The following is a 19,335-nucleotide window of genomic DNA, read 5'->3' on the forward strand; positions in this document are numbered from 1 at the left end:
GGTAGACCTTCCGGCCGCCGGCGGGCCCGGCCAGGGTGGTGGGGCGGGGGACGCCGGACGCACCGACGCCTCGAGGTGCACCGTCTCAACCCTGCGACGGCGTCCAGAACGCGGTGATCCTCGCGACTCCGGGCCCGATCCTCTGCCAGGAACCGTCGAACTCGAGGACGGCCACGGAGGCGGTCGGGAACCCAGACTCCTCCACCCATCGTGAGAGGTCGCCGTCGGCCGTTCCGACGAGGAGCCGGACCAGCTCGGACAGGCTCGGATTGTGTCCGACGACGACCAGGTCGCCCACGTCGTCCGAACTCCCCCGCACCATCGCGGCCAGCTCGCCGATCCCCGCTTCCCCCCGATGGATCTCCACACTGAGGTCGTAGAGCCCCTGCTCGTGGACCGTCTCGGGGAGCCGCGGCAACGCGGCGCCCACGCGTTCCCAGGTCTCCCTGGTCCGGCGGGCGCCGGACACCCGCGCGAGATCGGGCGTGATGCCGGAACCCGCGAGCCATCGTCCGGCCCGGGACGCCTCCTCCCGCCCCCACTCGTCGAGACGCCGTTCCCTGTCGACCGCCGTCTCCCGTTCGGCCTGCGCATGACGGATCAGGACGAGCCTCCGGCCGGTACCCACGATCACGTTGACCTCCCCCTGTCCGCGGGCCGTGGCGCCGCCCGGCGGAATCGCTTGATCCTTTGCATCCGAACACTATCCGGCGCGAGTTACGCAGTAAGGAAGCACTTGACTGTAAATATGTGCCGACTCATAGTTAAGTACATGCCTAACTATGCTGGATCGCTGGACCGGGTGTTCCAGGCGCTGGCGGATGGAACGCGCCGGGCGATGGTGCAGCGCCTGATCCGTGGGCCTGCGCCGGTCAGCGAACTGGCCAGGCCACTGGAGATGTCGCTACCGGCGGTCATGCAACACATCCAGGTGCTGGAAGCGTGCGGGCTGGTCAGATCCGAGAAGGTCGGCCGCGTCCGCACCTGCCGCATCGAGCCGGAGGTACTGCGGACGGCCGAGGACTGGCTTGCCGAGCAGCGCACGTCCTGGGAATGGCGCCTGGACCGGCTCGGCGACTACCTGCTCGATGATCCCGGCACACCGGAGCAAGGGAACTTGTGATGATCGACCGTTCTGTCACGCACGCCACGTTCACCCTCGAACGCCTCTACCCGGCCACGGCGGCCCGGGTGTTCGCGGCATGGGCCAACCCGAAGGCGAAGGCCCGCTGGTTCTCCACCCCCGACGCGGAGCATGAACTGGACTTCCGGGTCGGGGGCCGGGAGGTCAACCGCAGCCACCCGGACAACGGCCTGTCGATGACGTTTGAGTCGTTGTACCGCGACATCGTCCGGGACGAGCGCATCGTCTACACCTCCGTGTTGCACGTGGAAGACGACCTGGCGACGGTATCGCTGACGACCGTGGCGTTCTGCCCGGCCGATGGGGGCACCCGGCTGGTCCTCACCGAGCAGGGCGCCTTCCTCGACGGCCGGGAGGAGCCCTCCTGGCGGAAGCACGGTACGGGCGACTGGCTTGACGCGCTGGGCGTCGAGCTGGGTACGGGAGGGCGCGAGTGAGCCCGCGGGCGGCCGCCTTGAGGTGGCGGGCGCTGGTGTTGCTGGGCACGGCGTTCTTCATGACCATCCTGGACGGGACCAGCTTGCTCACCGCCCTGCCGGCCGTCGAGCGGGAGTTTCGGGTGCACGGCACCGCCGTCCACTGGGCGGTCACGGCCTACGCGCTGGCCTTTGCCGGCCTGCTGCTGTGCGGCCGCGCCGCGGATCTGCTCGGCCGTCGCAGGGCCTTCCTGGCCGGGATGTCGCTGCGCGTGTTGGCCTCGTTGGGACGCGGGTTCGCCCCGACGGTCGAAGCCCCGGTTGCGGCCCGCGCTTTGCAGGGTGTGTCGGCCGCCATCATCGCCCCCGCAGCCTTGCCCATGGTGACGAACGCCTTCGCCGAAGGCAGCGAGCGGAACAGGGCACTGGGAATCTGGGGGTGGGATCGGAGGGTTCGGTGCCACCGCCGGGCTGCTGCTCGGCGGCCTGATCACCACTACGCTCGGCTGGCAGTGGGTCTTCTGGACCGACGTCCCGGTCGGGGTGGTGGTGCTGATCCTCGCGCCGGTGATACTGCCTCACGGCCGGGGTGATGACCGTGGCGGCCGTCGTCGGCGCTCTGGTCTGCCAGCGGGTTGTGACCAGGATCGGCGTGCGTCCGGTCGCGACCGTCGACACTGCCCTGCTCGGTGGAGCCTGCCTGCTACTCACCCTGGTGGTGCCCGAGCACAGCTCACCGGAACTGCTGACATTTGCCCTGTTGGTCTTCGGGGCGGGCATGGGCACCGCCACCGTCTGTACGCAGATCACAGCGTTCACCGGTGTCGCTGAACGGCACTCCGGTCTGGCCGCCGGACTCGCCGATACCTGCTTCGCGGTTGGTACCGCCCTCGGCGTAGCCATCGCCGGCAGCGTTGTCGCCGCGCAGGCACCCACGCCTGGGATCGCCGCGCCGCAGACGCTGGTTCCCGGTCATCAGGCCGCGTTCGCCGTGATCGGCCTCGTCGTGGCAGTGGGCGTGGTCATCGCTCCGGCCGTACTCGGCAAGCGATCGGCACCGGTCACCAGAGAGACCGCGGCGCCTCCCGTCGACCAGATCGTGACCGACCCCATTTCCAACTGACCCATTGAGGAGCTTCCATGTCAGACCGTGACCCGGTCGCCGAGATCGGACCCTTCAGCGACTCAGGCGCCGACGCGACCCCCTGGCCGACCGCACTGCGTGAGCTGGAGCAGGCGCGACTGTTCTGGCTGTCCACCGTCCGGCCCGACAGCCGGCCCCACGTGACACCGTTGCTGGCCGTCTGGACCGGCGGCGCCCTGTACTTCGCCACCGGTGACCAAGAGCGCAAGACGCGTAACCTCCACGCGAACGACCACTGCGTCATGACGACCGGCACGAACGTCCTCGACGGTATCGACATCACCATCGAGGGACGTGCCGAGTTGGTGTGCGATCCGGCTGAACGCAGCACCACCGCCGACGCCTACGAGAGCAAGTACGGCGACCTGCTGACGAGCCCGGACGGCACCTGGCACGGCCTCGGTGACACCATCCGCTCCGGCAAGGTCCTGCTGTACCGCATCGACCCGGAGGCCGGATTCGCCTTCGGCAAGGGCGAGACGTACAGCCAGACCCGCTACCGCTTTCAGCACTGACCGCTGACTCCGCGGGCGCGTGTCAGACGGCCGAGCGCTGGCCCGTGAACCCGCGCAGGATCACCTCGGTGGACGCGGTACGGGTCCGGATCGCGGTCGCGTACTTGACTATCTGATCGTGCTGCTGGGTGATGAGTTCCCAGCGGATCGGGCGGGTCAGCGCCGGGGCCAGCTGCGGGTAGGCGTCCGGCTCGCCGGCCCGGCCGGTACAGCTTCACCTTGTTGATCCGCTTGGTCCTCGGCAGCAGATCAAAGTTCAGCAGCCTCGTGACGCCGAACCCGATTTCCGACTGGCCGTGCGAGTCCGTGTAGTTGGCCTCCACGTCCATGGTGGTGTCGTGCCGCATCGTGCCCTCGATCATCGCAGCGACCTCGGAGGCGGTGCAGTTGATCAGCTGGGAGTGGATGGCCAGGGACTTCTTCTCCACGTGCCTTGTGATCGTCTCGGCGCCATGTGGCCACCGCACGCCGCGGGTCAGCCGGATGTGGGCCGCAGATTGTTCATGAGCAGGCCGAGGGCGAACTCGAAGCGGTCGTGTCCGGTGCCGGAGATCAGCTCGGCGGCATGGCGTCGGGTGTGCGGGAACTTCTCGGCGGGCAGTGCGGTGAAGCGGTCCAGCAACTCCTCGTGGCTGAGCACCCATTCGTGATCCTGGTGCCGGCGCCGTTGCCGGACCAGCGACTGCTCCAGTGCATAGGCGCTGACGTAGAGGGAGAGCGCGTCGCGGGCCCATCCGGCCGTCCTCGGTTCGATGCCGCCCGCGAGCAGGATCGCCAGGATTCCTTCGCCGACTCGCAGCGTTTCCAGGTTGGTCGGCACCATGGCCAGCGCGGCGCGCGAGATTCCAGGGTATTCCAGGTACAGGTCGCGGATCTGTGTGTACACCCCGAGCACCTGCTCGCGCCAGGCGGCCGGGTCCGGTTCGGGGAGCATGACCTCGGCGTAGAGCCTGCCGATCAGCAGATCGTCGATGTCGTCCTTGTTGACGATGTGCGCGTACAGCGACGACGGACCGGTGCCGAGCACGGCGGCGACCCGGCGGATGGTCAGCGCGTCATACCCCTCGGTGGCGACGACCTCCAGGGCGGCGTCGGTGATCCGTTCGACGGTGATCGGCTTCTTGCGTGGCGCCGACGCGGCGACCTCCGCTGCGGGTTGGGCGTGGCGAGCTGCGCGGCGTTGGCGGGGATCGGCGGGCATGCCGACCACCATACCTTGACACGATCTAAGTTCGTTGAGTAGAACTCAGATCGCCGAAACGAACTAAGTTCGTGCCGATGTTCCGGAGGTATGCGATGCGAGTTTCCGTTGTCGGAGCAGGCCTGGGAGGCCTGGCCCTCGCGCAGGGTCTGCGCGGTGCCGGGATCGAGGCCGACGTGTTCGAGCGCGACCCGGGGATCGCCGCACGATTCCAGGGCTACCGGCTCGTGCTGGACCCGATCGGTTTCCAGGCGGTGCGCGACTGCCTGCCGACGCGCTGGCACCCGCTGCTGGACGAGATCGTCATGGACGCCTCCGCCGAGCAGCTGATCCTGGACCCGCAGCTGAACGAGATCGGCAGGCTCGGCGCGGGCCGGACCGGCATCGTGGTCGACCGGCAGGTGCTGCGACACCTGTTGCTGACCGGCCTCACCGTGCACACCGATGCCGCGCTGACCGGCTACGACGTGCTGGCCGACGGCAATGTCCAAGCCCAGTTCGCCCGCCGCGACCCGGCCACCGCCGACCTGCTCGTCGGCGCGGACGGCGTGACCTCCGCGGTCCGCGGGGTGCTGTCGCCGCAGACCACCCCGACCGACACCGGCGTCCGGTTCGTCATCGGCCGCACCCCGCTGACCGACGAGTTCGCCGGCCTGTCCAAGGCATACGGCTCGAAGATCGCGGGCGACGGCGTCAGCCTGCTGCTCGGCGCGATGCGCTTCCGTACCCCGCCGAAGCAGGCCGCCGAGCAACTGGCCCCCGAAGTCACGCTGCCCGACATCGGCGACTACGTGCGCTGGGCCATGATCCTGCCGCCGAACGGCTCACCGGAGAACCTGACCGCGCAGGACACCGTGCTGTCCAGGATGGAAGGGTGGCACCCGCGGCTACGCACGCTGATCGAGCAGGCCGACCCGGACAACAGCACCCTGCTGTCCATCCGGGTGGTCAGGCCCGGTGAGCGCTGGGCGTCCGGCCCGGTCACGCTGCTCGGCGACGCGATCCACGCCACCTCCCCGACCGGCGGCAACGGCGCGAACACCGCACTGCGCGACGCCGACCTGCTGCGCCGCTGCCTGATCGAGGCACGCGAAGGCCGCCAGGATCCGCTCAGTGCGGTCGACGACTACGAGCGGCAGATGTTCGAGTACGGCGCCGAGGCCGTGCGCAGCAGTCTCGAGAAGCTGCCGGCCTTCGCCCCCGGAGCGAAACTGTCCTGAGGTCGAAGTTCACCTTGCGCGATCAACCGGACCCGCCCGCTCGTGGACATCCTGATCCCCGCCAGCTGACGACGCGGCCGACTACTGGAGGCCAGCGACAAGATCGTTCGGCCGTTGGCAGCGCACGGTGGCGCGTCGGCCCCGCACGCGCGGGGGTGGCTCGCTCGGTTGGGTCGCCCGCCGGTCGAGCAGTCGCAGCCCGTCACGCGCCCGTGGCTCAGCCTTTGTCAGGGCGGGTCGATGTGGGTCGACGGTTCGGCTCGACGCGAGTGTGCGCTGGTGGTCCCCGGTCAGCGGCGGCCGGTGGCCAGGATGACGAGGAACTGGCCGCCGCCCGGCTCGATGTCGGCGGTCACCGGCAGCCCCGGTGCCAGTCGGGAGAACCGGTCCACCAGCCAATCCGCCGCTTCCTGGGCGTCCTGCCTGGTCGGACAACGGCCCACCATCTCGCGGCCCCCCTTGCGCTCCAGCCTCGCGGCAACGGTGATCAGCGGCGCGGGTTCGGCCACGTACAGGCGATCCGGCCAGGCGATGACCACCTTGACCGCGCCCTTGCGGGTGTTGCACCCGCGGTGCGCGAGCCGCTCGGCGACCTTGGCCTTCCGGTCGGCGGTCCGGCTGTCAACGCTGGGCCCCCTGGGATCGTTCACCGACTTGTCGGGGTCGACCGGTTCGTCGCACACCCAGCATCGCCAGCCGTCGCGCTCAGCCACATCATCGAGGAGACTCACCCGGACAAACTAGCTTGCCCGGCCGCCACCCCGTGCACCAGGGCCTCGGCAACCCGGTGAGCGGTGGTCCACGTTGTTCCTGAACGACGGGCGAATGATCGGGAATCTGCGGTCACCACCCGACTTTGCCGGCCTCTGGTGGAAGGTCACCGTGGTGACCGTGCCCCGGAGGCCCGGCTTCGAACAGCGTACGGACCGCCCCCCGCCCGGCGTTCGGGCGTCCCTTCAGGGCCGTCAGCAGTGTGGTGCGGGGGCGCCCGCAGCGCCTGGCGGGTACCTGACATTTCCTTGGCTGTTCATCCGCCGTCTCCACTGCCTCGAAGCTCCCGGGGGAAGGCCACAGGTGGTCCGGTGCGGTGACATCCCGCACGCGCACCGGCGCGACGGAGAGGGTGGGGCTGATGTCCGGAATAACCCGACGGAGGCTGCTGGGATCGGCGGCCGGCGCGATGGGAGCGGCAGCGGCGATGAGCCTGCTGCCACCGAGTGTCCAGCGAGCGGTAGCGGCGGGGGTACCGAAGGCCGGTTCGCTGCGGGACGTCCAGCACGTGGTCCTGCTGATGCAGGAGAACCGGTCCTTCGACCACTACTTCGGCACGCTGGCCGGTGTCCGCGGCTTCGCGGACCCGAACGCGCTGCAGCTGGACGACGGGCGCTCGGTGTTCTACCAGCCCGACAGCGTCAACCCGGACGGCTACCTGCTGCCGTTCCACCTGGACACCCTCACCACGAGCGCGCAGGCGATCCCGTCCACCAGCCACTCCTGGTCGGTGCAGCACCGGGCCTGGAACGGCGGGAAGATGGACCGGTGGCTGCCCGCGCACCGGTCCGCCGACGGCGTCAACGGCCCGTACGTGATGGGGTACTACACCCGGGAGGACATCCCCTTCCAGTTCGCCCTGGCCGAGTCGTTCACCATCTGCGACAACTACTTCTGCTCGGTCCAGGGACCGACCTGGCCCAACCGGCTGTACTGGATGACGGGTTCGATCGGAGCCGACGGCGGCCAGGGCGGCCCGATCATCAGCAACTCGGCGCCCGAGCCGCTGACCTGGAAGACCTACCCCGAACAGTTGGAGGCGGCCGGCGTCAGCTGGCAGGTCTACCAGGAAGCCGACAACTACGGCACCAACATGCTCTCGCTCTTCAAGAGCTTCCAGCAGGCCGCGCCCGGCAGCGCGCTGCACCGCAAGGGCATGACGGCCCGGCCGGCCGGCACCTTCGAGGACGACGCGCGCAACAACCGGCTGCCCGCCGTCTCCTGGATCCTGCCGACCGGCTACCAGTCCGAGCACCCGGACTACCTGCCCGCCGCCGGTGCCGACTACGTCGCCTCCAAGATCGAGGCGGTCGCCTCGAACCCCGAGGTCTGGGCGAAGACGGTGTTCATCCTCAACTACGACGAGAACGACGGGCTGTTCGACCACGTGCCGCCACCGGTGCCCCCGGCCGCCACGCCGGGCGAGTTCGTCGGCGGTCTGCCGATCGGCGGCGGCTTCCGGGTGCCGTGCATCATCATCTCGCCCTGGACGGTGGGCGGCTGGGTCGCCGGCGAGGCCTTCGACCACACCTCGGTGCTGCAGTTCCTGGAACGGTTCACCGGAGTCCGGTCGGCCACCGTCACCGACTGGCGTCGCAACGCCTTCGGGGACCTGACCTCGGCCTTCCAGTTCAACGGCGGCGTGTGCAAGGCCCCGGCGCTGCCCCCGACCGCCGAGCAGCTCGAACTGGCCAAGTACGAGGTGTCGAACAATCCGGCGCCCGCCCTTCCGGGCGCGGGCCAACAGTTCCCCACCCAGGAACCCGGCGACCGGCCGCACCGGCCGCACCGACCCCGATAGCGCCCAGTAGCACCCGGCGGTCTTCGGCCAGGGCCCGGGCCGAAGGCCGCTCCGCACCGCCGGCAGGGCCTACGCCGCGTCAGACCGGCCTCCCAACCACCGCGACGCTGTTGCCGATCGTCAACGTGACCGCCCGTCCCCGAGAGTGCGGTCCGGGAGGTCCGTGCTGGACCCGCGACGGCCACGGCCACCGGGGGTTCGAACTGCACCGAAGCGCCGAGCAACTCGACAGCCTCACCGCCGTCCCCGAAGCATCAGGCCGCACCATCCGATGGCGGCTGTCCGACAGCGTCGCGGTCGAGGAGTTCCGGAACCGGAGCAGCGACGCGCCACGTCGTCGGCGCGCATTCATCCGGAGCCGAGGTGAATCCCGCCGACGCCAGGTGGAAGAGGCCGCTGCACGAGCAGCAGCCGCACAGCAGATCACGACAGCCACCGGATGACGACCGCTGCTTGACGGAGCCGATTCCACACAATGGTGCGGTTGACGGTCCTTCGACCGTGCCGGAGCGGTAAGTTGACGGCTGCCGACTATGGAAAGAAGCACCGACGTGACCATCGACCAGGCTGCCCTCGGCAGCGCCGTGAAGGCAGTCGCCGCCGCCGCACACGCCGATGACCCGGCTGCGCTGTACCGCGCCGTGATGCCGCCGGCAGGCACGGACACGCCTCCGGCCGAGGCCGCCAGCTGGTTCGGGTCGCTCCTCATTCACCTGGCGCTCGCCGCGGCGAGCGCTTCGCGGTTGGAGCGGGGCTGCCCCCGGGAGACCGTCGCGGGGTGGATCGGGGAGGTGCTGGGCCCGCTGCCCACCCCCGCGCTGCTGCGCGCTGCGGATCCCGGCCGCATCGACCACGTCGAGGCGGTGCGCGCCGTAGCGGACTACTCCCGGTGCCGCGAGTACGCCGTCGACCTGGTCCGGGTGGGCCTGACCGAGCCGGATGAAGCACCGGACGAGCGAGGCGTCGATGCCCACTGTGCGGTGACGAACGACAAGGACGCGCGGATCACCGTGATGGCGATGCTCGGCCGCCTCGCCTCCGTTCCCGGCGGGCGAGGTTGACGGCACCTCCCCGGTGGTGCGCGGGGCGTCGGGCCGCCTTCGGGTCGCTCGGCTCGGCCTCGCCGCTCGGCCGGACGCCTTCGCCGGGCTGTCGGGGGATCAGGCCGGCGTAGACGATCTCCACGGCCGGCTCAGCCGCCCCAGCCGAAGCTGTCGAGGGTCACGGTAGGAACGGGGGCACCGACCGGGGCCGAGGCCGTGGCGGCGGAGGGCGCGAAGGCGATGGCGGTGAGGGCGATGGCGGCGACCACGAGGGCCTGGGCGATACGGGTGCGGATCACGGCGGGTGTCCTTCGCTGCTGATGGTGTGGCTGTCCGGTACCGGCAGGCGCCTCGCGGTTGGCGCCTCGTCCGGTTGCCGTCCCGGGGTGTTCTCCCTGGCGGCGATCACCAGCTTTTCCGCTCGCCGACGGCGCCGGAAGATGTTCCGGCTGTCGCCCACCGGACTGTCCGGGGTCGGACATGGAGACATGTCCACAACAGGACTGTCAGCGCGATTTCGGTCCGAAGAGTTCGTCGACGGGGCGGTCGAAGCGGGCGTGGGCCTCCCGGTCGAGTTCTTCGGTGTCGCGGTAGGGCTAGCCACAGGACGGATACACCCGCTGGCCGGGCTGTGGCACGAGGGTGACCGTACGTAGCGTCGGCGATATGGAATCCACCTACTTAGCAGGCACGCTACGGCCCGTGCTTGGCCGGCGGAACGTCGGAACAGTCCTGGCCGTGCTGGCTACCGCGGCTGTGACGACGGGAGCCGCCTCGGCGGACACGGTGCATCGAAGCGATCGCGGACGGCTGGTTTCCGTTCAGCAGACGACCACCCTGGCCGCGAAGGAGGACGTCACCGCCGCGCTGGCCGCCGCCGGGTATGACGCGGGTGCAGTCCGGTTCGGAGTGGACGCCTACCGGCTGGTGTACCGCACCGTGGACCCCAGCGGCCGGCCGATCACCGCCAGCGGACTGCTGGTGCTGCCCCGCGGCGGCGAACACGAGTTGCGGACGGTGTCATTCACCCACGGCACGACCAGTCACCGGTCCGACGCCCCGTCCTCCACTGCCGAGGCCGGGTTCGTGTCCTCACCCGCCGTCACGTACGCGTCCGCCGGGTTCGCCGCCGTCGCCCCGGACTACATCGGGCTGGGCGCCGGCCCGGGACTCCACCCCTGGATGGACGTGCCCTCGGAGACCACCGCCTCCCTGGACATGCTCCGGGCAGCCCGCGCCTTCGTCCCGCGTACGGGCCGGGCGCTGGGACACGACGTGCTGGTCACCGGGTTCTCCCAGGGCGCCTCGGCGGCTATGGGACTCGCACGGGCACTCCAGGCCGGCGACGATCGGTGGTTCCGGCTCCAAGCCGTCGCGCCGGTCAGCGGCGCCTACGACTTCCGGCACGCCGAGCTGCCGGCGCTGCTCGACGGCTCTCTCGACCCGAAATCAAGTGTGCTGTACTCGGCGTACCTCCTCGTCGCCTGGAACCGGCTGCACCGTCTCTACGACTCCCCCGGCGAGGTCTTCCAGGCCCCGTACGACAGCACGGTCGAGGTGCTGTTCGACGGTTCACACACCGGCCCGCAACTCTTCGCCGGCACACCCGACACCATCGACGCACTGCTCACCCCACACGGCTTCGAGATGCTGCGCCACCCAACCGGCCGACTGGCCAAGGCACTTCGGGTAGCCGACAGCACCTGCGACTGGGCACCACGCGTCCCGGTCCGCTTGTACGCGGCCGACGCGGACGAGCAGGCGGCCAACGCCAACACCGACCACTGCGAGGCCACGCTGCGATCGCACGGCGTGAACGCGGCGGTCGTCGACCTCGGCACCTCCGACTTCGCGGGTTCCAGACACCTCGGCTCCAACGTCGCCGGCACCGCCGCCGTCGTGCGCTGGTTCAGTCGACTGCGCTGAGATCCCGCCGGCCCGCCCCGCCCGCTCCGCACCGACCGGGCCGGTGCGGAGCGGGCGGCAGGTGCGCCGGGCCCGGGGTGTGGACGGCGCGGACCGGGACGGCGTCCCGAACGGGTGGGGACGGGGACGCCGGGCAGCTCTCCCGGCTGGTGTGACCAGGCGGTGCGCGACGAAGCCGAAGCGCGGGACGTGACGGAAATGTGTTCGCCAGCGGGGGGTACCGTTGCTATACGATCACTCGGCCGACCGTCGCGAGGCCGCGACTGGCTCATCCGTGTTGCAGATCCCGGGGGACCGTTGAAGATCCGTCATTCGCTCGCTGCCGTCCTCCTCGCCGCAGCCGCCGCGCCCGTCGCCCTGGGCGCCGCCCCGGCGTTCGCCGACACCGTCCCGACGGGGCAGGAGCAGACCGACCCGGCCGAGACCAAGGCGGACGAGGAGAACCGGGCGGCGATCGAGAGGCTGCTCGTCTACCCGAACGACTACCTGCTCACGGCTCCGAGCGACTACCTGCGCGAGCACGCGGGCCAGGCCCTCGCCGGCACCCCCGCGGACCGGGCGCACTTCCTCGCGGTGGAGGCGGACAGGATCCGCCGGGACGACGCGCGGATCGCGATCCTGCGGACCATGAACGCCGCCGGCCCGGCCGTCACGAAGGCCGCCAACGCCGCGTTCGGCTCGAACGACCTCGACGTGTTCCGCGCCTACCTGAACGTCGGCCAGTACACGGCCCGGACCGAGGACGAGAACCGCGCCAAGCTGCAGCAGCTCCTCGACGACCCGAACAGCGGACCGGGTGTGCGCGAGGGCGCCCAGCAGGCGCTGGCGGGAACCGCCGCGGATGTCGAGCGCTTCCTCGACACGGGGCTGAAGACGGCCGCCGAGCACGACGACCGGGTCCTGCTCAGCCAGATCATGTCCCACGGCGGCCCGGCGGTGAAGAAGGCCGCCAACGCCGCGATGTCCGGCACCATCGAGGACGTCCGCGCCTTCCTGAAGACCGGCCAGTACGTCGCCCGGGCGGAGGACGAGAACCGCGCCAAGGTCCAGGACGTCCTCGCCGACGCGGGCACCGGCCGCCACGTCCGGGAGGCGGCCGAGAAGGCGCTCGCCGGCAGCGCGGCGGACGTCGAGAACTTCCTGAAGACGCAGCTGGAGCCGCTGCGGGCGAGCGACGACCGGATCCACGTCTCGCAGCTCGTCGAGGCCGGGGGGCCCGAGGTCCGCAAGGCCGGCCTCGCCGCGCTCGACGGCGGCATCGCGGAGGTCCGGGCCTTCCTGAAGGAGGGCCAGTTCACCGCCCGGGCCAAGGACCAGGCCGCCGCGAAGACCACTGCCGAGACCGCTACGGAGACCTCGCGGAACGGCTCCGGTACCACCCGGGCGGTCACCACCGTGACCCCCGACGCCACGGCCGCCCCCGTCTCGGCCGCCGGCGGCACGACGACCACCGCGACCACGACCACCGCCACCACGGACGGCCGGAGCGCCGCCGGTGGCTCGCTGGCCGCCACCGGCTCGACCGCCCCGCTCGGGCAGCTCGGCGCCGCCGCAGGCGCGGCCGTCGTGCTGGGCGCCGGCGCGGTCGTCGCCTCGCGCCGCCGCTCGCAGGCCTGATCACCCTCCTCCGCCGGCCGGTCCACACCTCACGCCGGCCGGCGGAGCGTTCCCTGCACACCCGCACCCCGCACCCGCGCCCACGGACGGGCCGCGCGCCCCGCGCTCGGTCCCGGCCCCCGCCCGTACCCGCTCCCCCGTCCCGTGGTGCAGATCCCCCCTTCTCCAGCACGCGGGACGGACACCCGGCCACTGCTCCACACCCCCGGCGCCGTCCACCCGGAGGCGCGCGGCCGATGTTGAGGCGCGACGGCCCCCGGGCTGGAGCGCCCGGGGGCCGCGGCGAGCTGCTGGGCCGCGGCGTCCTCGGCCCCGCTCGTCAAGTGGTGCTGCTCACGAGCGGGCCCCGCAGGGGCGCCGGAACGCCGGTGCTACTTCTGCCAGCCGATGGTCTCGGGCAGCGGGCTGTAGAAGATGGTGGCACCGACGTTGGCGAGGCCCTTCCTGATGCCGTAGGTGGAGGGGCCGCTGTAGAGCGGCAGGAAGGCGTACTGCTGGAGGGCCTTCTGCTCGACCTTGTTGACGGCCGCGACCTGCTGGCCGAGGTCGGCGATCTCGCCGGTGGCGCGGATCTCCTTGTCCAGCTCGGGAGTTCCGGCTCCGGTGATGTTGGAGTCACGGTCCGAGCAGTAGAAGTCGCACAGGTACCGCGCGCCGAAGGGGTCCGTCGAGCGGTTGCCGGAGATGAACAGGTCGAAGCGGCGGTCGCTGAGCACCTTGGAGAAGTCGTTCTCGGAGACCTTGTTGACGTTCACCTTCACGCCGACGGCCTTGAGCATCGCGGTGAGCGCGCCGGCGGTGGCCTTCTCGATGGGGTCGTCGCCGAGCACGGTGTAGCCGAGCTCGAGTTGCTTGCCGTCCTTGGCGCGGATGCCGTCGGCTCCGGGCTTCCAGCCGGCCGCGTCCAGGGTCTTCCGCGCCTCCTGCGGGTCGTACTTCAGGACAGCGGCGACGTTGTCCTGGTAGCCCTGCTGGAAGCTGTAGAGCACCGCCGAGCCGGGCAGCGGCTCCGTGTAGTCGAGGCCCTGGAACCGGATCTTCGTGATCTGCGGACGGTCGATGCTCTCCTGCACCGCCTTGCGGACCTGGACGTCACCGAGGAACGGGGACTTGGCGTTGAGGTACAGCGCGTACTCGAAGGGGCTGCCGCCGCTGCGGATCTCGGCGTCCTTGACCGTCCTCACCTGCTTGAGGTTCTCCGCGGTCCCGACGGGGGCGTAGTCGAGTTCGCCGTTCTTGAAGGCGTTGATCGAGGCGGCGCTCTCCAGGTTGACGTAGACGCGCTTGTCGAGCTTGCCCGGCCGGCCCCACCAGTTGGGGTTGCGCACGAAGGTGATGTTGCCGGAGTGCTCGTCCCAGGTGCCCACGGTGTACGGTCCGGTGCCCCATTCGGGGTGGGCCGTCTTGACGTACGCCTTGTTGAAGTTGTCGACGGTGGCGGCCTGGGGGTGCAGGAAGGTGGTGAACAGCGCGGACCAGGAGGCGTTGACGCCCTTGAAGGTGATGACCGCCTGCTTGTCGTCGGCGCCCCGGGTGACGGAGGTGATGCGGTCGTAGCCGTCGGTGGAGGAGGCCGCGTAGTCCTTGTCCGAGCCGTTGTTGGCCTTCCAGGTGGCTTCGATGGCCCGCCAGTCGATGGGGGTGCCGTCGTTGAAGACGGCCTTGGGGTTGAGGGTGATGACGACCTTCTGGTCGCCGCCCTCGACCGAGACCTTCACGTCGCTGTAGTAGTCCGGGTTGTACTGGACCTCGCCGGTGGGCGAGTAGGTGATGGCGTGGGCGTTGTACCAGGACCAGATCCGCGAGGAGTTCAGGGTGCCGTTGACGTTGAAGGGGTTGCCCTGCTCGTCGAAGGTCCCCGCGGTGGTGTAGGTGCCGCCGTCCTTGATGTTCTCGTACGGCTGGGGGTTGTAGTCGGTGACCGAGGACGCGACCTTGGCGGCGTTCTCGGCGTTCGGCCCGGAGGATCCGCCGGGGGATCCGCCGGAGGCAGACGAGGAGGAGGACGGGGAGGAGCACGCGGTGGCGGCGACCAAGACGGCCGCGGCGAGCGCGAGGGGTAGGGCGAGCTTCCGGCGCATGGGTTGTCCTTGGTGGGAATCGGTGAGAAGGGGGTGGGACGGGGCGGGTGTCAGACCGCGTGGCAGGCGTACTGGTGGTCGGAGCCGTCCGGGGCGCCGACGGTCGCCGGCCGCTCGGTGCGGCAGCGGGTCCGTACGCTCTCGTCGGCCTCCCGGTACAGCGGGCAGCGGTCGACGAACACACAGCCCTCCGGCAGCCGGGTGGCACTGGGCTGCTCGCCCGCGAGGACGACGCGCTCGCGGTGGCGCTCGCGCTCCGGGTCGGGCACCGGGATCGCCGACAGCAGGGCCTGGGTGTACGGGTGCCGGGGTCGGGCGAAGATCTCCTCGGTGGCACCGGACTCGACGATGTGCCCGAGGTACATCACCGCGATGCGGTCGGAGACGTAGCGCACCACGGCCAGGTCGTGGGCCACCACCAGGTATGCCAGGCCCAGTTCGCGCTTCAGCCGGGCGAGCAGGTTGATGATCTCGGCCTGCACGGAGACGTCCAGCGCGGACAGCGGTTCGTCCAGGACCAGGAGTTTCGGCTCGCGGGCCAGGGCGCGGGCGATGCCGACGCGCTGGCGCTGGCCGCCGGACAGGGCGGCGGGGAAGCGGTCGCCCATGGCGCGGTCCAGGCCCACCAGGTCCAGGAGACGGGTGACCCGGGACCGGATGGCCGTCCGGTCGGCACCGGCGGCCTGGAGCGGTTCGGCCAGCAGGTCGAAGACGGTCAGGCGGGGGTCCAGGGCGTCCGTCGGGTCCTGGAGGACGATCTGGACGTCGCGCCGCAGCTCGCGCACCTGGGCCGCCGACCGCAGCGTGGCGACGTCGGTGCCGGCCACTTCGATGCGACCGCCCTCGGGGGCGCGCAGCCGCAGCACCTCGCGCAGCGTGGTGGTCTTGCCGCTGCCGGACTCCCCCACCAGGCCCAGGGTCTCGCCCGCGCGCAGTTCGAAGCTGACGTGGTTGACCGCGTGCAGGGTTCCCACCCGGCGCTTGAGGAGGGCCCCCTTGGTGACGGGGAAGGTCTTGACCAGGTCCTCCACGCGCAGGACCACCTCGCCCGCGGTCCGCTCTCCGGCGCGGGACGGCGGCACGGCAGCGGCGCGCCCGGCCGGGTCGAGGGTTCCGTCGGCGATCTCCCGCGCGCGGTGGCAGGCGACGCGGCCGCGCTGCCCGACCGGTGCGGTCGAGTCCGGTGCGGTCGAGTCCGGTGCGGTCAGGTCCGGTTCGGTGGTCCGGCACACGTCCTGGGCCACCGCGCAGCGGGGCGCGAAGGGGCAGCCGCCGGGCAGGCCGACCAGGGAGGGAGGCTCGCCGCCGACCGGGATCAGGGGCCGTTCGACGCCGCTGTCCACGGTGGGGACACTGGCCAGCAGCCGGGCGGTGTAAGGCATCGTGGGGCGGCGGAAGAGCTCGTCGACGCTCGCGTGCTCGACGATCCGTCCGGCGTACATGACGGCGACGTCGTCGGCGTGGCCCGCCACCACGCCCAGGTCGTGGGTGATCAGGACGAGGCCGGCGCCGGTCTCGCGCTGGGCCAGGCGCAGCACGTCGAGGATCTGCGCCTGGACGGTGACGTCGAGCGCCGTGGTGGGCTCGTCGGCGACGAGGACCGAGGGCTTGTTGGCGATGGCCAGGGCGATGACGACGCGTTGGCGCATGCCGCCGGAGAACTCGTGCGGGAACGACTTGGCGCGTTCGCGCGGGTCGGGGATGCCGACCAGGTCGAGCAGTTCCACCGCCTGCTCCCACGCGTCCTTCTTCGACAGTTCCCGGTGCACGCGCAGGGCCTGGGAGAGCAGCCGACCGACGCTGAAGATGGGCGTGAGCGCGGACATCGGGTCCTGGAAGACCATGCCGATGTCCTTGCCGCGCACCCGGGAGAGGCCCTTGTCGTCCATCGCCGCCAGGTCGCGGCCGCCCAGCAGGATCCGGCCGCCGAGGCGCGCGGTGGGCGGCAGCAGGCCCATGACGGCGAGGGCGGTGGCGGACTTGCCGGAGCCGGACTCGCCGACGATGCCCAGGGTGCGCCCTGGCAGCAGATCGAAGCCGATGCCGCGCACGGCCTCCACCGGTCCGGCCTCGGAGGGGAAGGAGACGCTCAGGTCGCGTACGGACAGGACGGGTGCGGGCTCGGTGGGCCCGGCCGGGGAGCCGGCCACGGGCCCGGTGTGGTGGGCGGGTGCGAGGGTCATCGTCGGCCTCCTGCCGCGCCGGTGGTGGACGTGGGGTCGAGGGCGTCGCGCAGGCCGTCGCCGACGAAGGTCATCGAGACGGTGAGCAGGACGGTCAGCCCGGCGGGGAAGGCGAAGAGCCACGGGGCGCTGGTGATGGTGCCCGCGCCGTCGGCGAGCATCGTGCCCAGCGACACGTCCGGGGTCTGCACGCCGAAGCCCAGGAAGGACAGGGCGGTCTCGCTGAGCACGGTGGAGACCACGCCCAGGGTGAGGTTGACGATGAGCAGGGAGCCCAGGTTCGGGATGATGTGGCGCACCACGATGCGCAGGGGGCGCACGCCCATGTACTCCGCGGCGCGCACGTAGTCGCGCTCGCGCAGGGACGTGGACACCGACCAGACCACGCGCGCGGTGGACATCCAGCCGAACACCGTCAGCACGAGGATGAGGACCCGCCAGTCGCCCGCCAGCCGGTGCGAGACCAGGGCGAGGATGAGGAAGGAGGGCACGATCAGCAGGAAGTGGATGACGGCGAGGGTGGTCTTCTCCACCCGGCCCCCGAAGTAGGCCGCGCCCGCGCCCACGACCGCGGCGATGGCGACGGTCAGCACGGACACGCTCACCGCGATCACCAGCGAGCGCTGGAGGCCGTGCACGGCGGCGGCGTAGACGTCGTTGCCGCCCTGGTTGGTGCCGAACCAGTGCTCGGCGCTGGGGGCCTGGGTCAGTGCCGAGAAGTCGGCGTCCGCGTAGCCGTACGGGGTGAACAGGTCGCCGAGCGCGCTGAACAGCACGAGCAGCAGGAAGATCACCACGCCGGCGACGGCGATCCGGTTGCGCAGGAAGCGCCGTAGGTAGAGACGGCGACGGCCCAGATAGTGCCCGTCGTGCCCGTCGTGCCCGTCATGCCTGTCGCGCCCATCGTGCCCGGCGTGCCCGGTGGGCCCGGTGGGCGGCGGATCGGCGGCTTGCGCGGGTGCGATGGCGAGTACGCCTTCGGAGGTCGCGTCGGGGCTCACAGGGGTGCCCATCTCAGCTCACCCGCACTCTCGGGTCGAGGAGAACGGTGGCGATGTCCGCGAGGATCGCGCCGATCGCGGTCAGGGCGGCGGCGAAGGCGGCGGTCGCCACGGTGCCGTGCACGTCGTTCTTGCCGATGGTCTGGATGAAGTACTGGCCCATGCCGTTCCAGCCGAAGATCGTCTCCGTGAGGACCGCGCCGGTGAAGACGGCCGGGATGCTGAAGGCCACGGACTGTGCGGTGGGGATCAGGGCGGTGCGCAGGGCGTGCCGGCGGATCGCCTGGGCACGGGTGAGCCCGGTGGCCCGGGCGGTGCGCACGAAGTCGGAGCCGATGACGTCCAGCAGCAGGGAGCGCTGGGTGAGGTGGTAGCCCACGTAGCCCGTCAGGGTGAGCGTCAGCGTCGGCAGGATCAGGTGCAGCAGCCGGTCACCGACCGTCGCCCAGAACCCTTCCACGCCGGGCGAGTTCTCCCCCGCGACGTACAGGAAGTGCCAACCGGCCTGCTCGTTCAGCCGGATGGCCAGCAGCACCAGGGCGAGGGCGGCGATGGACACCGGGACGTTGAACAGCGCCATGGAGAGGGCCTGGGCGGCCCGGTCCCTCCAGCCGTACTGGCGCGAGGCGGTGTGGACCGCGAGGGCGACACCGACGACGACCGACAGGACCGTCGCGCCGATCACCAGTTCGGCGCTGACGAGGGAGCGGTAGCCGATCTCCCCGTTCACCTGGACCCCGACCGGGGAGCGGCCCCAGTCGAAGTGCAGGACCACGCTGGTCAGCCAGTCCCACCAGCGGTGGAGCAGCGGCTCGTGCGGGTCGAGGTTGTAGGGGGCCAGGGCCCGGGATATCTGCTCCTCGGTGCGGACCGGACGCAGTTCCTTGAAGTTCGAACGCGGGTCGAGGAACCAACTGGCGAGGAAGTACGTGGCGTTGGTGGCCATGGCGATCACCAGGAACCAGCCCGCCGCCCTGCGTGTCACGTACCGGAGCACGGGCGGCACCTCCCCACCAGGTGCGGCGGGTGCGCCTGGGGAACGTCGGGTCTGGAGGAGGTACGCATGCAGGTGGAAACCTTCTGGGGCGAGAGCCGGGTGCACGATCGTGCAGATGCCAGTCTGTGTACGACTGGTGCGCGACGCCAGTGATCTGGGCATATGTACATGGGAACGAAACACCCCCGCAGCAAAGAGGCGTTGAACCCACTCCCCCGTTCACATTCGCAGGTGGCCGGGTCGACGACGTCTTCCCGAAACACCTCGACTCCCCC

General features: G+C 70.8%; 17 protein-coding genes and 3 pseudogenes. 11 read left to right on the plus strand and 9 right to left on the minus strand.

Annotated features, from left to right (window positions below):
* Positions 1-85 precede the first annotated feature (85 nt).
* Complete coding sequence (locus AB0O19_RS29240; RefSeq protein WP_363623771.1) at positions 86-634, minus strand: histidine phosphatase family protein; 549 nt, start codon at positions 632-634, stop codon at positions 86-88.
* Positions 635-772: 138 nt separating this feature from the next.
* Between AB0O19_RS29240 and AB0O19_RS29245 the strand changes: the two genes are divergently transcribed.
* The 6 genes and pseudogenes from AB0O19_RS29245 to AB0O19_RS29270 all read left to right on the plus strand — a co-directional run bounded on the left by AB0O19_RS29245 (position 773) and on the right by AB0O19_RS29270 (position 3,219).
* Positions 773-1,123 carry a metalloregulator ArsR/SmtB family transcription factor gene (locus tag AB0O19_RS29245; protein ID WP_363623773.1) on the plus strand — a complete coding sequence of 117 codons (351 nt, stop codon included), beginning with the start codon at positions 773-775 and terminating at the stop codon, positions 1,121-1,123.
* Positions 1,123-1,581, plus strand: a complete 459-nt coding sequence (locus tag AB0O19_RS29250) for an SRPBCC family protein (RefSeq protein ID WP_363587086.1) — start codon at positions 1,123-1,125, stop codon at positions 1,579-1,581. Before AB0O19_RS29245 ends, AB0O19_RS29250 begins: the two co-directional genes overlap by 1 nt.
* A 59-nt stretch (positions 1,582-1,640) precedes the next feature.
* Positions 1,641-1,964: pseudogene (locus tag AB0O19_RS29255) on the plus strand (MFS transporter); the annotation flags it as partial.
* Positions 1,965-2,004: 40 nt separating this feature from the next.
* A pseudogene (locus AB0O19_RS29260) lies at positions 2,005-2,121 on the plus strand (hypothetical protein); the annotation flags it as partial.
* 37 nt (positions 2,122-2,158) lie between these two features.
* Positions 2,159-2,683 carry an MFS transporter gene (locus AB0O19_RS29265; RefSeq protein WP_363623774.1) on the plus strand — a complete coding sequence of 175 codons (525 nt, stop codon included), beginning with the start codon at positions 2,159-2,161 and terminating at the stop codon, positions 2,681-2,683.
* Between the two features lie 17 nt (positions 2,684-2,700).
* Positions 2,701-3,219, plus strand: a complete 519-nt coding sequence (locus AB0O19_RS29270; RefSeq protein ID WP_363587088.1) for a pyridoxamine 5'-phosphate oxidase family protein — start codon at positions 2,701-2,703, stop codon at positions 3,217-3,219.
* Between the two features lie 43 nt (positions 3,220-3,262).
* Here the strand turns inward: AB0O19_RS29270 and AB0O19_RS29275 are convergent.
* Both AB0O19_RS29275 and AB0O19_RS29280 read right to left on the minus strand, forming a co-directional pair.
* Positions 3,263-3,650 (minus strand): annotated as a pseudogene (locus tag AB0O19_RS29275) (Tn3 family transposase); the annotation flags it as partial.
* A gap of 44 nt (positions 3,651-3,694) precedes the next feature.
* Positions 3,695-4,420, minus strand: coding sequence for a TetR/AcrR family transcriptional regulator (locus AB0O19_RS29280; RefSeq protein ID WP_363623881.1), 726 nt, complete (start codon positions 4,418-4,420; stop codon positions 3,695-3,697).
* 95 nt (positions 4,421-4,515) lie between these two features.
* Here AB0O19_RS29280 and AB0O19_RS29285 point away from each other — a divergent pair, with 95 nt between their 5' ends.
* Positions 4,516-5,640, plus strand: a complete 1,125-nt coding sequence (locus tag AB0O19_RS29285; RefSeq protein ID WP_363623776.1) for an FAD-dependent monooxygenase — start codon at positions 4,516-4,518, stop codon at positions 5,638-5,640.
* A 290-nt stretch (positions 5,641-5,930) separates the two neighbouring features.
* Here AB0O19_RS29285 and AB0O19_RS29290 read toward each other — a convergent pair whose 3' ends face one another.
* Positions 5,931-6,371: a hypothetical protein gene (locus AB0O19_RS29290; protein ID WP_363623778.1), complete on the minus strand. Its 441-nt coding sequence runs from the start codon at positions 6,369-6,371 to the stop codon at positions 5,931-5,933.
* 401 nt (positions 6,372-6,772) lie between these two features.
* Between AB0O19_RS29290 and AB0O19_RS29295 the strand changes: the two genes are divergently transcribed.
* Both AB0O19_RS29295 and AB0O19_RS29300 read left to right on the plus strand, forming a co-directional pair.
* On the plus strand, positions 6,773-8,212 hold the full coding sequence (locus AB0O19_RS29295) for an alkaline phosphatase family protein (RefSeq protein ID WP_363623779.1): 1,440 nt from the start codon (positions 6,773-6,775) through the stop codon (positions 8,210-8,212).
* 551 nt (positions 8,213-8,763) lie between these two features.
* Positions 8,764-9,273, plus strand: a complete 510-nt coding sequence (locus AB0O19_RS29300; RefSeq protein ID WP_363623780.1) for a hypothetical protein — start codon at positions 8,764-8,766, stop codon at positions 9,271-9,273.
* Positions 9,274-9,404: 131 nt separating this feature from the next.
* On the opposite strand, the gene AB0O19_RS29305 is transcribed toward AB0O19_RS29300, so the two are convergent.
* Complete coding sequence (locus tag AB0O19_RS29305; RefSeq protein WP_363623781.1) at positions 9,405-9,554, minus strand: hypothetical protein; 150 nt, start codon at positions 9,552-9,554, stop codon at positions 9,405-9,407.
* Positions 9,555-10,041: 487 nt separating this feature from the next.
* Between AB0O19_RS29305 and AB0O19_RS29310 the strand changes: the two genes are divergently transcribed.
* Together AB0O19_RS29310 and AB0O19_RS29315 are read left to right on the plus strand one after the other, a co-directional pair.
* Complete coding sequence (locus AB0O19_RS29310; protein ID WP_363623783.1) at positions 10,042-11,181, plus strand: lipase; 1,140 nt, start codon at positions 10,042-10,044, stop codon at positions 11,179-11,181.
* Positions 11,182-11,478: 297 nt separating this feature from the next.
* Positions 11,479-12,798, plus strand: coding sequence for an ALF repeat-containing protein (locus tag AB0O19_RS29315; protein ID WP_363623785.1), 1,320 nt, complete (start codon positions 11,479-11,481; stop codon positions 12,796-12,798).
* A gap of 371 nt (positions 12,799-13,169) precedes the next feature.
* Here the strand turns inward: AB0O19_RS29315 and AB0O19_RS29320 are convergent, their stop codons facing one another.
* The 4 genes from AB0O19_RS29320 to AB0O19_RS29335 are packed head-to-tail and all read right to left on the minus strand — an operon-like array spanning position 13,170 to position 19,060.
* Positions 13,170-14,879 (minus strand): ABC transporter family substrate-binding protein, encoded by a 1,710-nt coding sequence (locus tag AB0O19_RS29320; protein WP_363623787.1) that lies wholly within the window; start codon positions 14,877-14,879, stop codon positions 13,170-13,172.
* A gap of 50 nt (positions 14,880-14,929) precedes the next feature.
* Positions 14,930-17,062, minus strand: coding sequence for an ABC transporter ATP-binding protein (locus tag AB0O19_RS29325; protein WP_363623789.1), 2,133 nt, complete (start codon positions 17,060-17,062; stop codon positions 14,930-14,932).
* Positions 17,059-18,075, minus strand: a complete 1,017-nt coding sequence (locus AB0O19_RS29330) for an ABC transporter permease (protein WP_363623791.1) — start codon at positions 18,073-18,075, stop codon at positions 17,059-17,061. Before AB0O19_RS29330 ends, AB0O19_RS29325 begins: the two co-directional genes overlap by 4 nt.
* Before the next feature lies 1 nt (position 18,076).
* Entirely contained in the window at positions 18,077-19,060 is a 984-nt protein-coding gene (locus AB0O19_RS29335) for an ABC transporter permease (protein ID WP_363587103.1), read from the minus strand.
* Positions 19,061-19,335: the final 275 nt, after the last annotated feature.

The sequence above is a fragment of the Kitasatospora sp. NPDC091276 genome (assembly GCF_040684355.1).
Lineage (GTDB): Bacteria > Actinomycetota > Actinomycetes > Streptomycetales > Streptomycetaceae > Kitasatospora.

Coding starts and splice junctions, on each gene's coding strand:
- AB0O19_RS29330 (WP_363623791.1), bottom strand. CDS start 18,075: ATGGGCACCCCTGTGAGCCCCGACGCGACCTCCGAAGGCGTACTCGCC.
- AB0O19_RS29320 (WP_363623787.1), bottom strand. CDS start 14,879: ATGCGCCGGAAGCTCGCCCTACCCCTCGCGCTCGCCGCGGCCGTCTTG.
- AB0O19_RS29295 (WP_363623779.1), top strand. CDS start 6,773: ATGTCCGGAATAACCCGACGGAGGCTGCTGGGATCGGCGGCCGGCGCG.
- AB0O19_RS29250 (WP_363587086.1), top strand. CDS start 1,123: ATGATCGACCGTTCTGTCACGCACGCCACGTTCACCCTCGAACGCCTC.
- AB0O19_RS29245 (WP_363623773.1), top strand. CDS start 773: ATGCCTAACTATGCTGGATCGCTGGACCGGGTGTTCCAGGCGCTGGCG.
- AB0O19_RS29325 (WP_363623789.1), bottom strand. CDS start 17,062: ATGACCCTCGCACCCGCCCACCACACCGGGCCCGTGGCCGGCTCCCCG.
- AB0O19_RS29270 (WP_363587088.1), top strand. CDS start 2,701: ATGTCAGACCGTGACCCGGTCGCCGAGATCGGACCCTTCAGCGACTCA.
- AB0O19_RS29280 (WP_363623881.1), bottom strand. CDS start 4,420: ATGCCCGCCGATCCCCGCCAACGCCGCGCAGCTCGCCACGCCCAACCC.
- AB0O19_RS29285 (WP_363623776.1), top strand. CDS start 4,516: ATGCGAGTTTCCGTTGTCGGAGCAGGCCTGGGAGGCCTGGCCCTCGCG.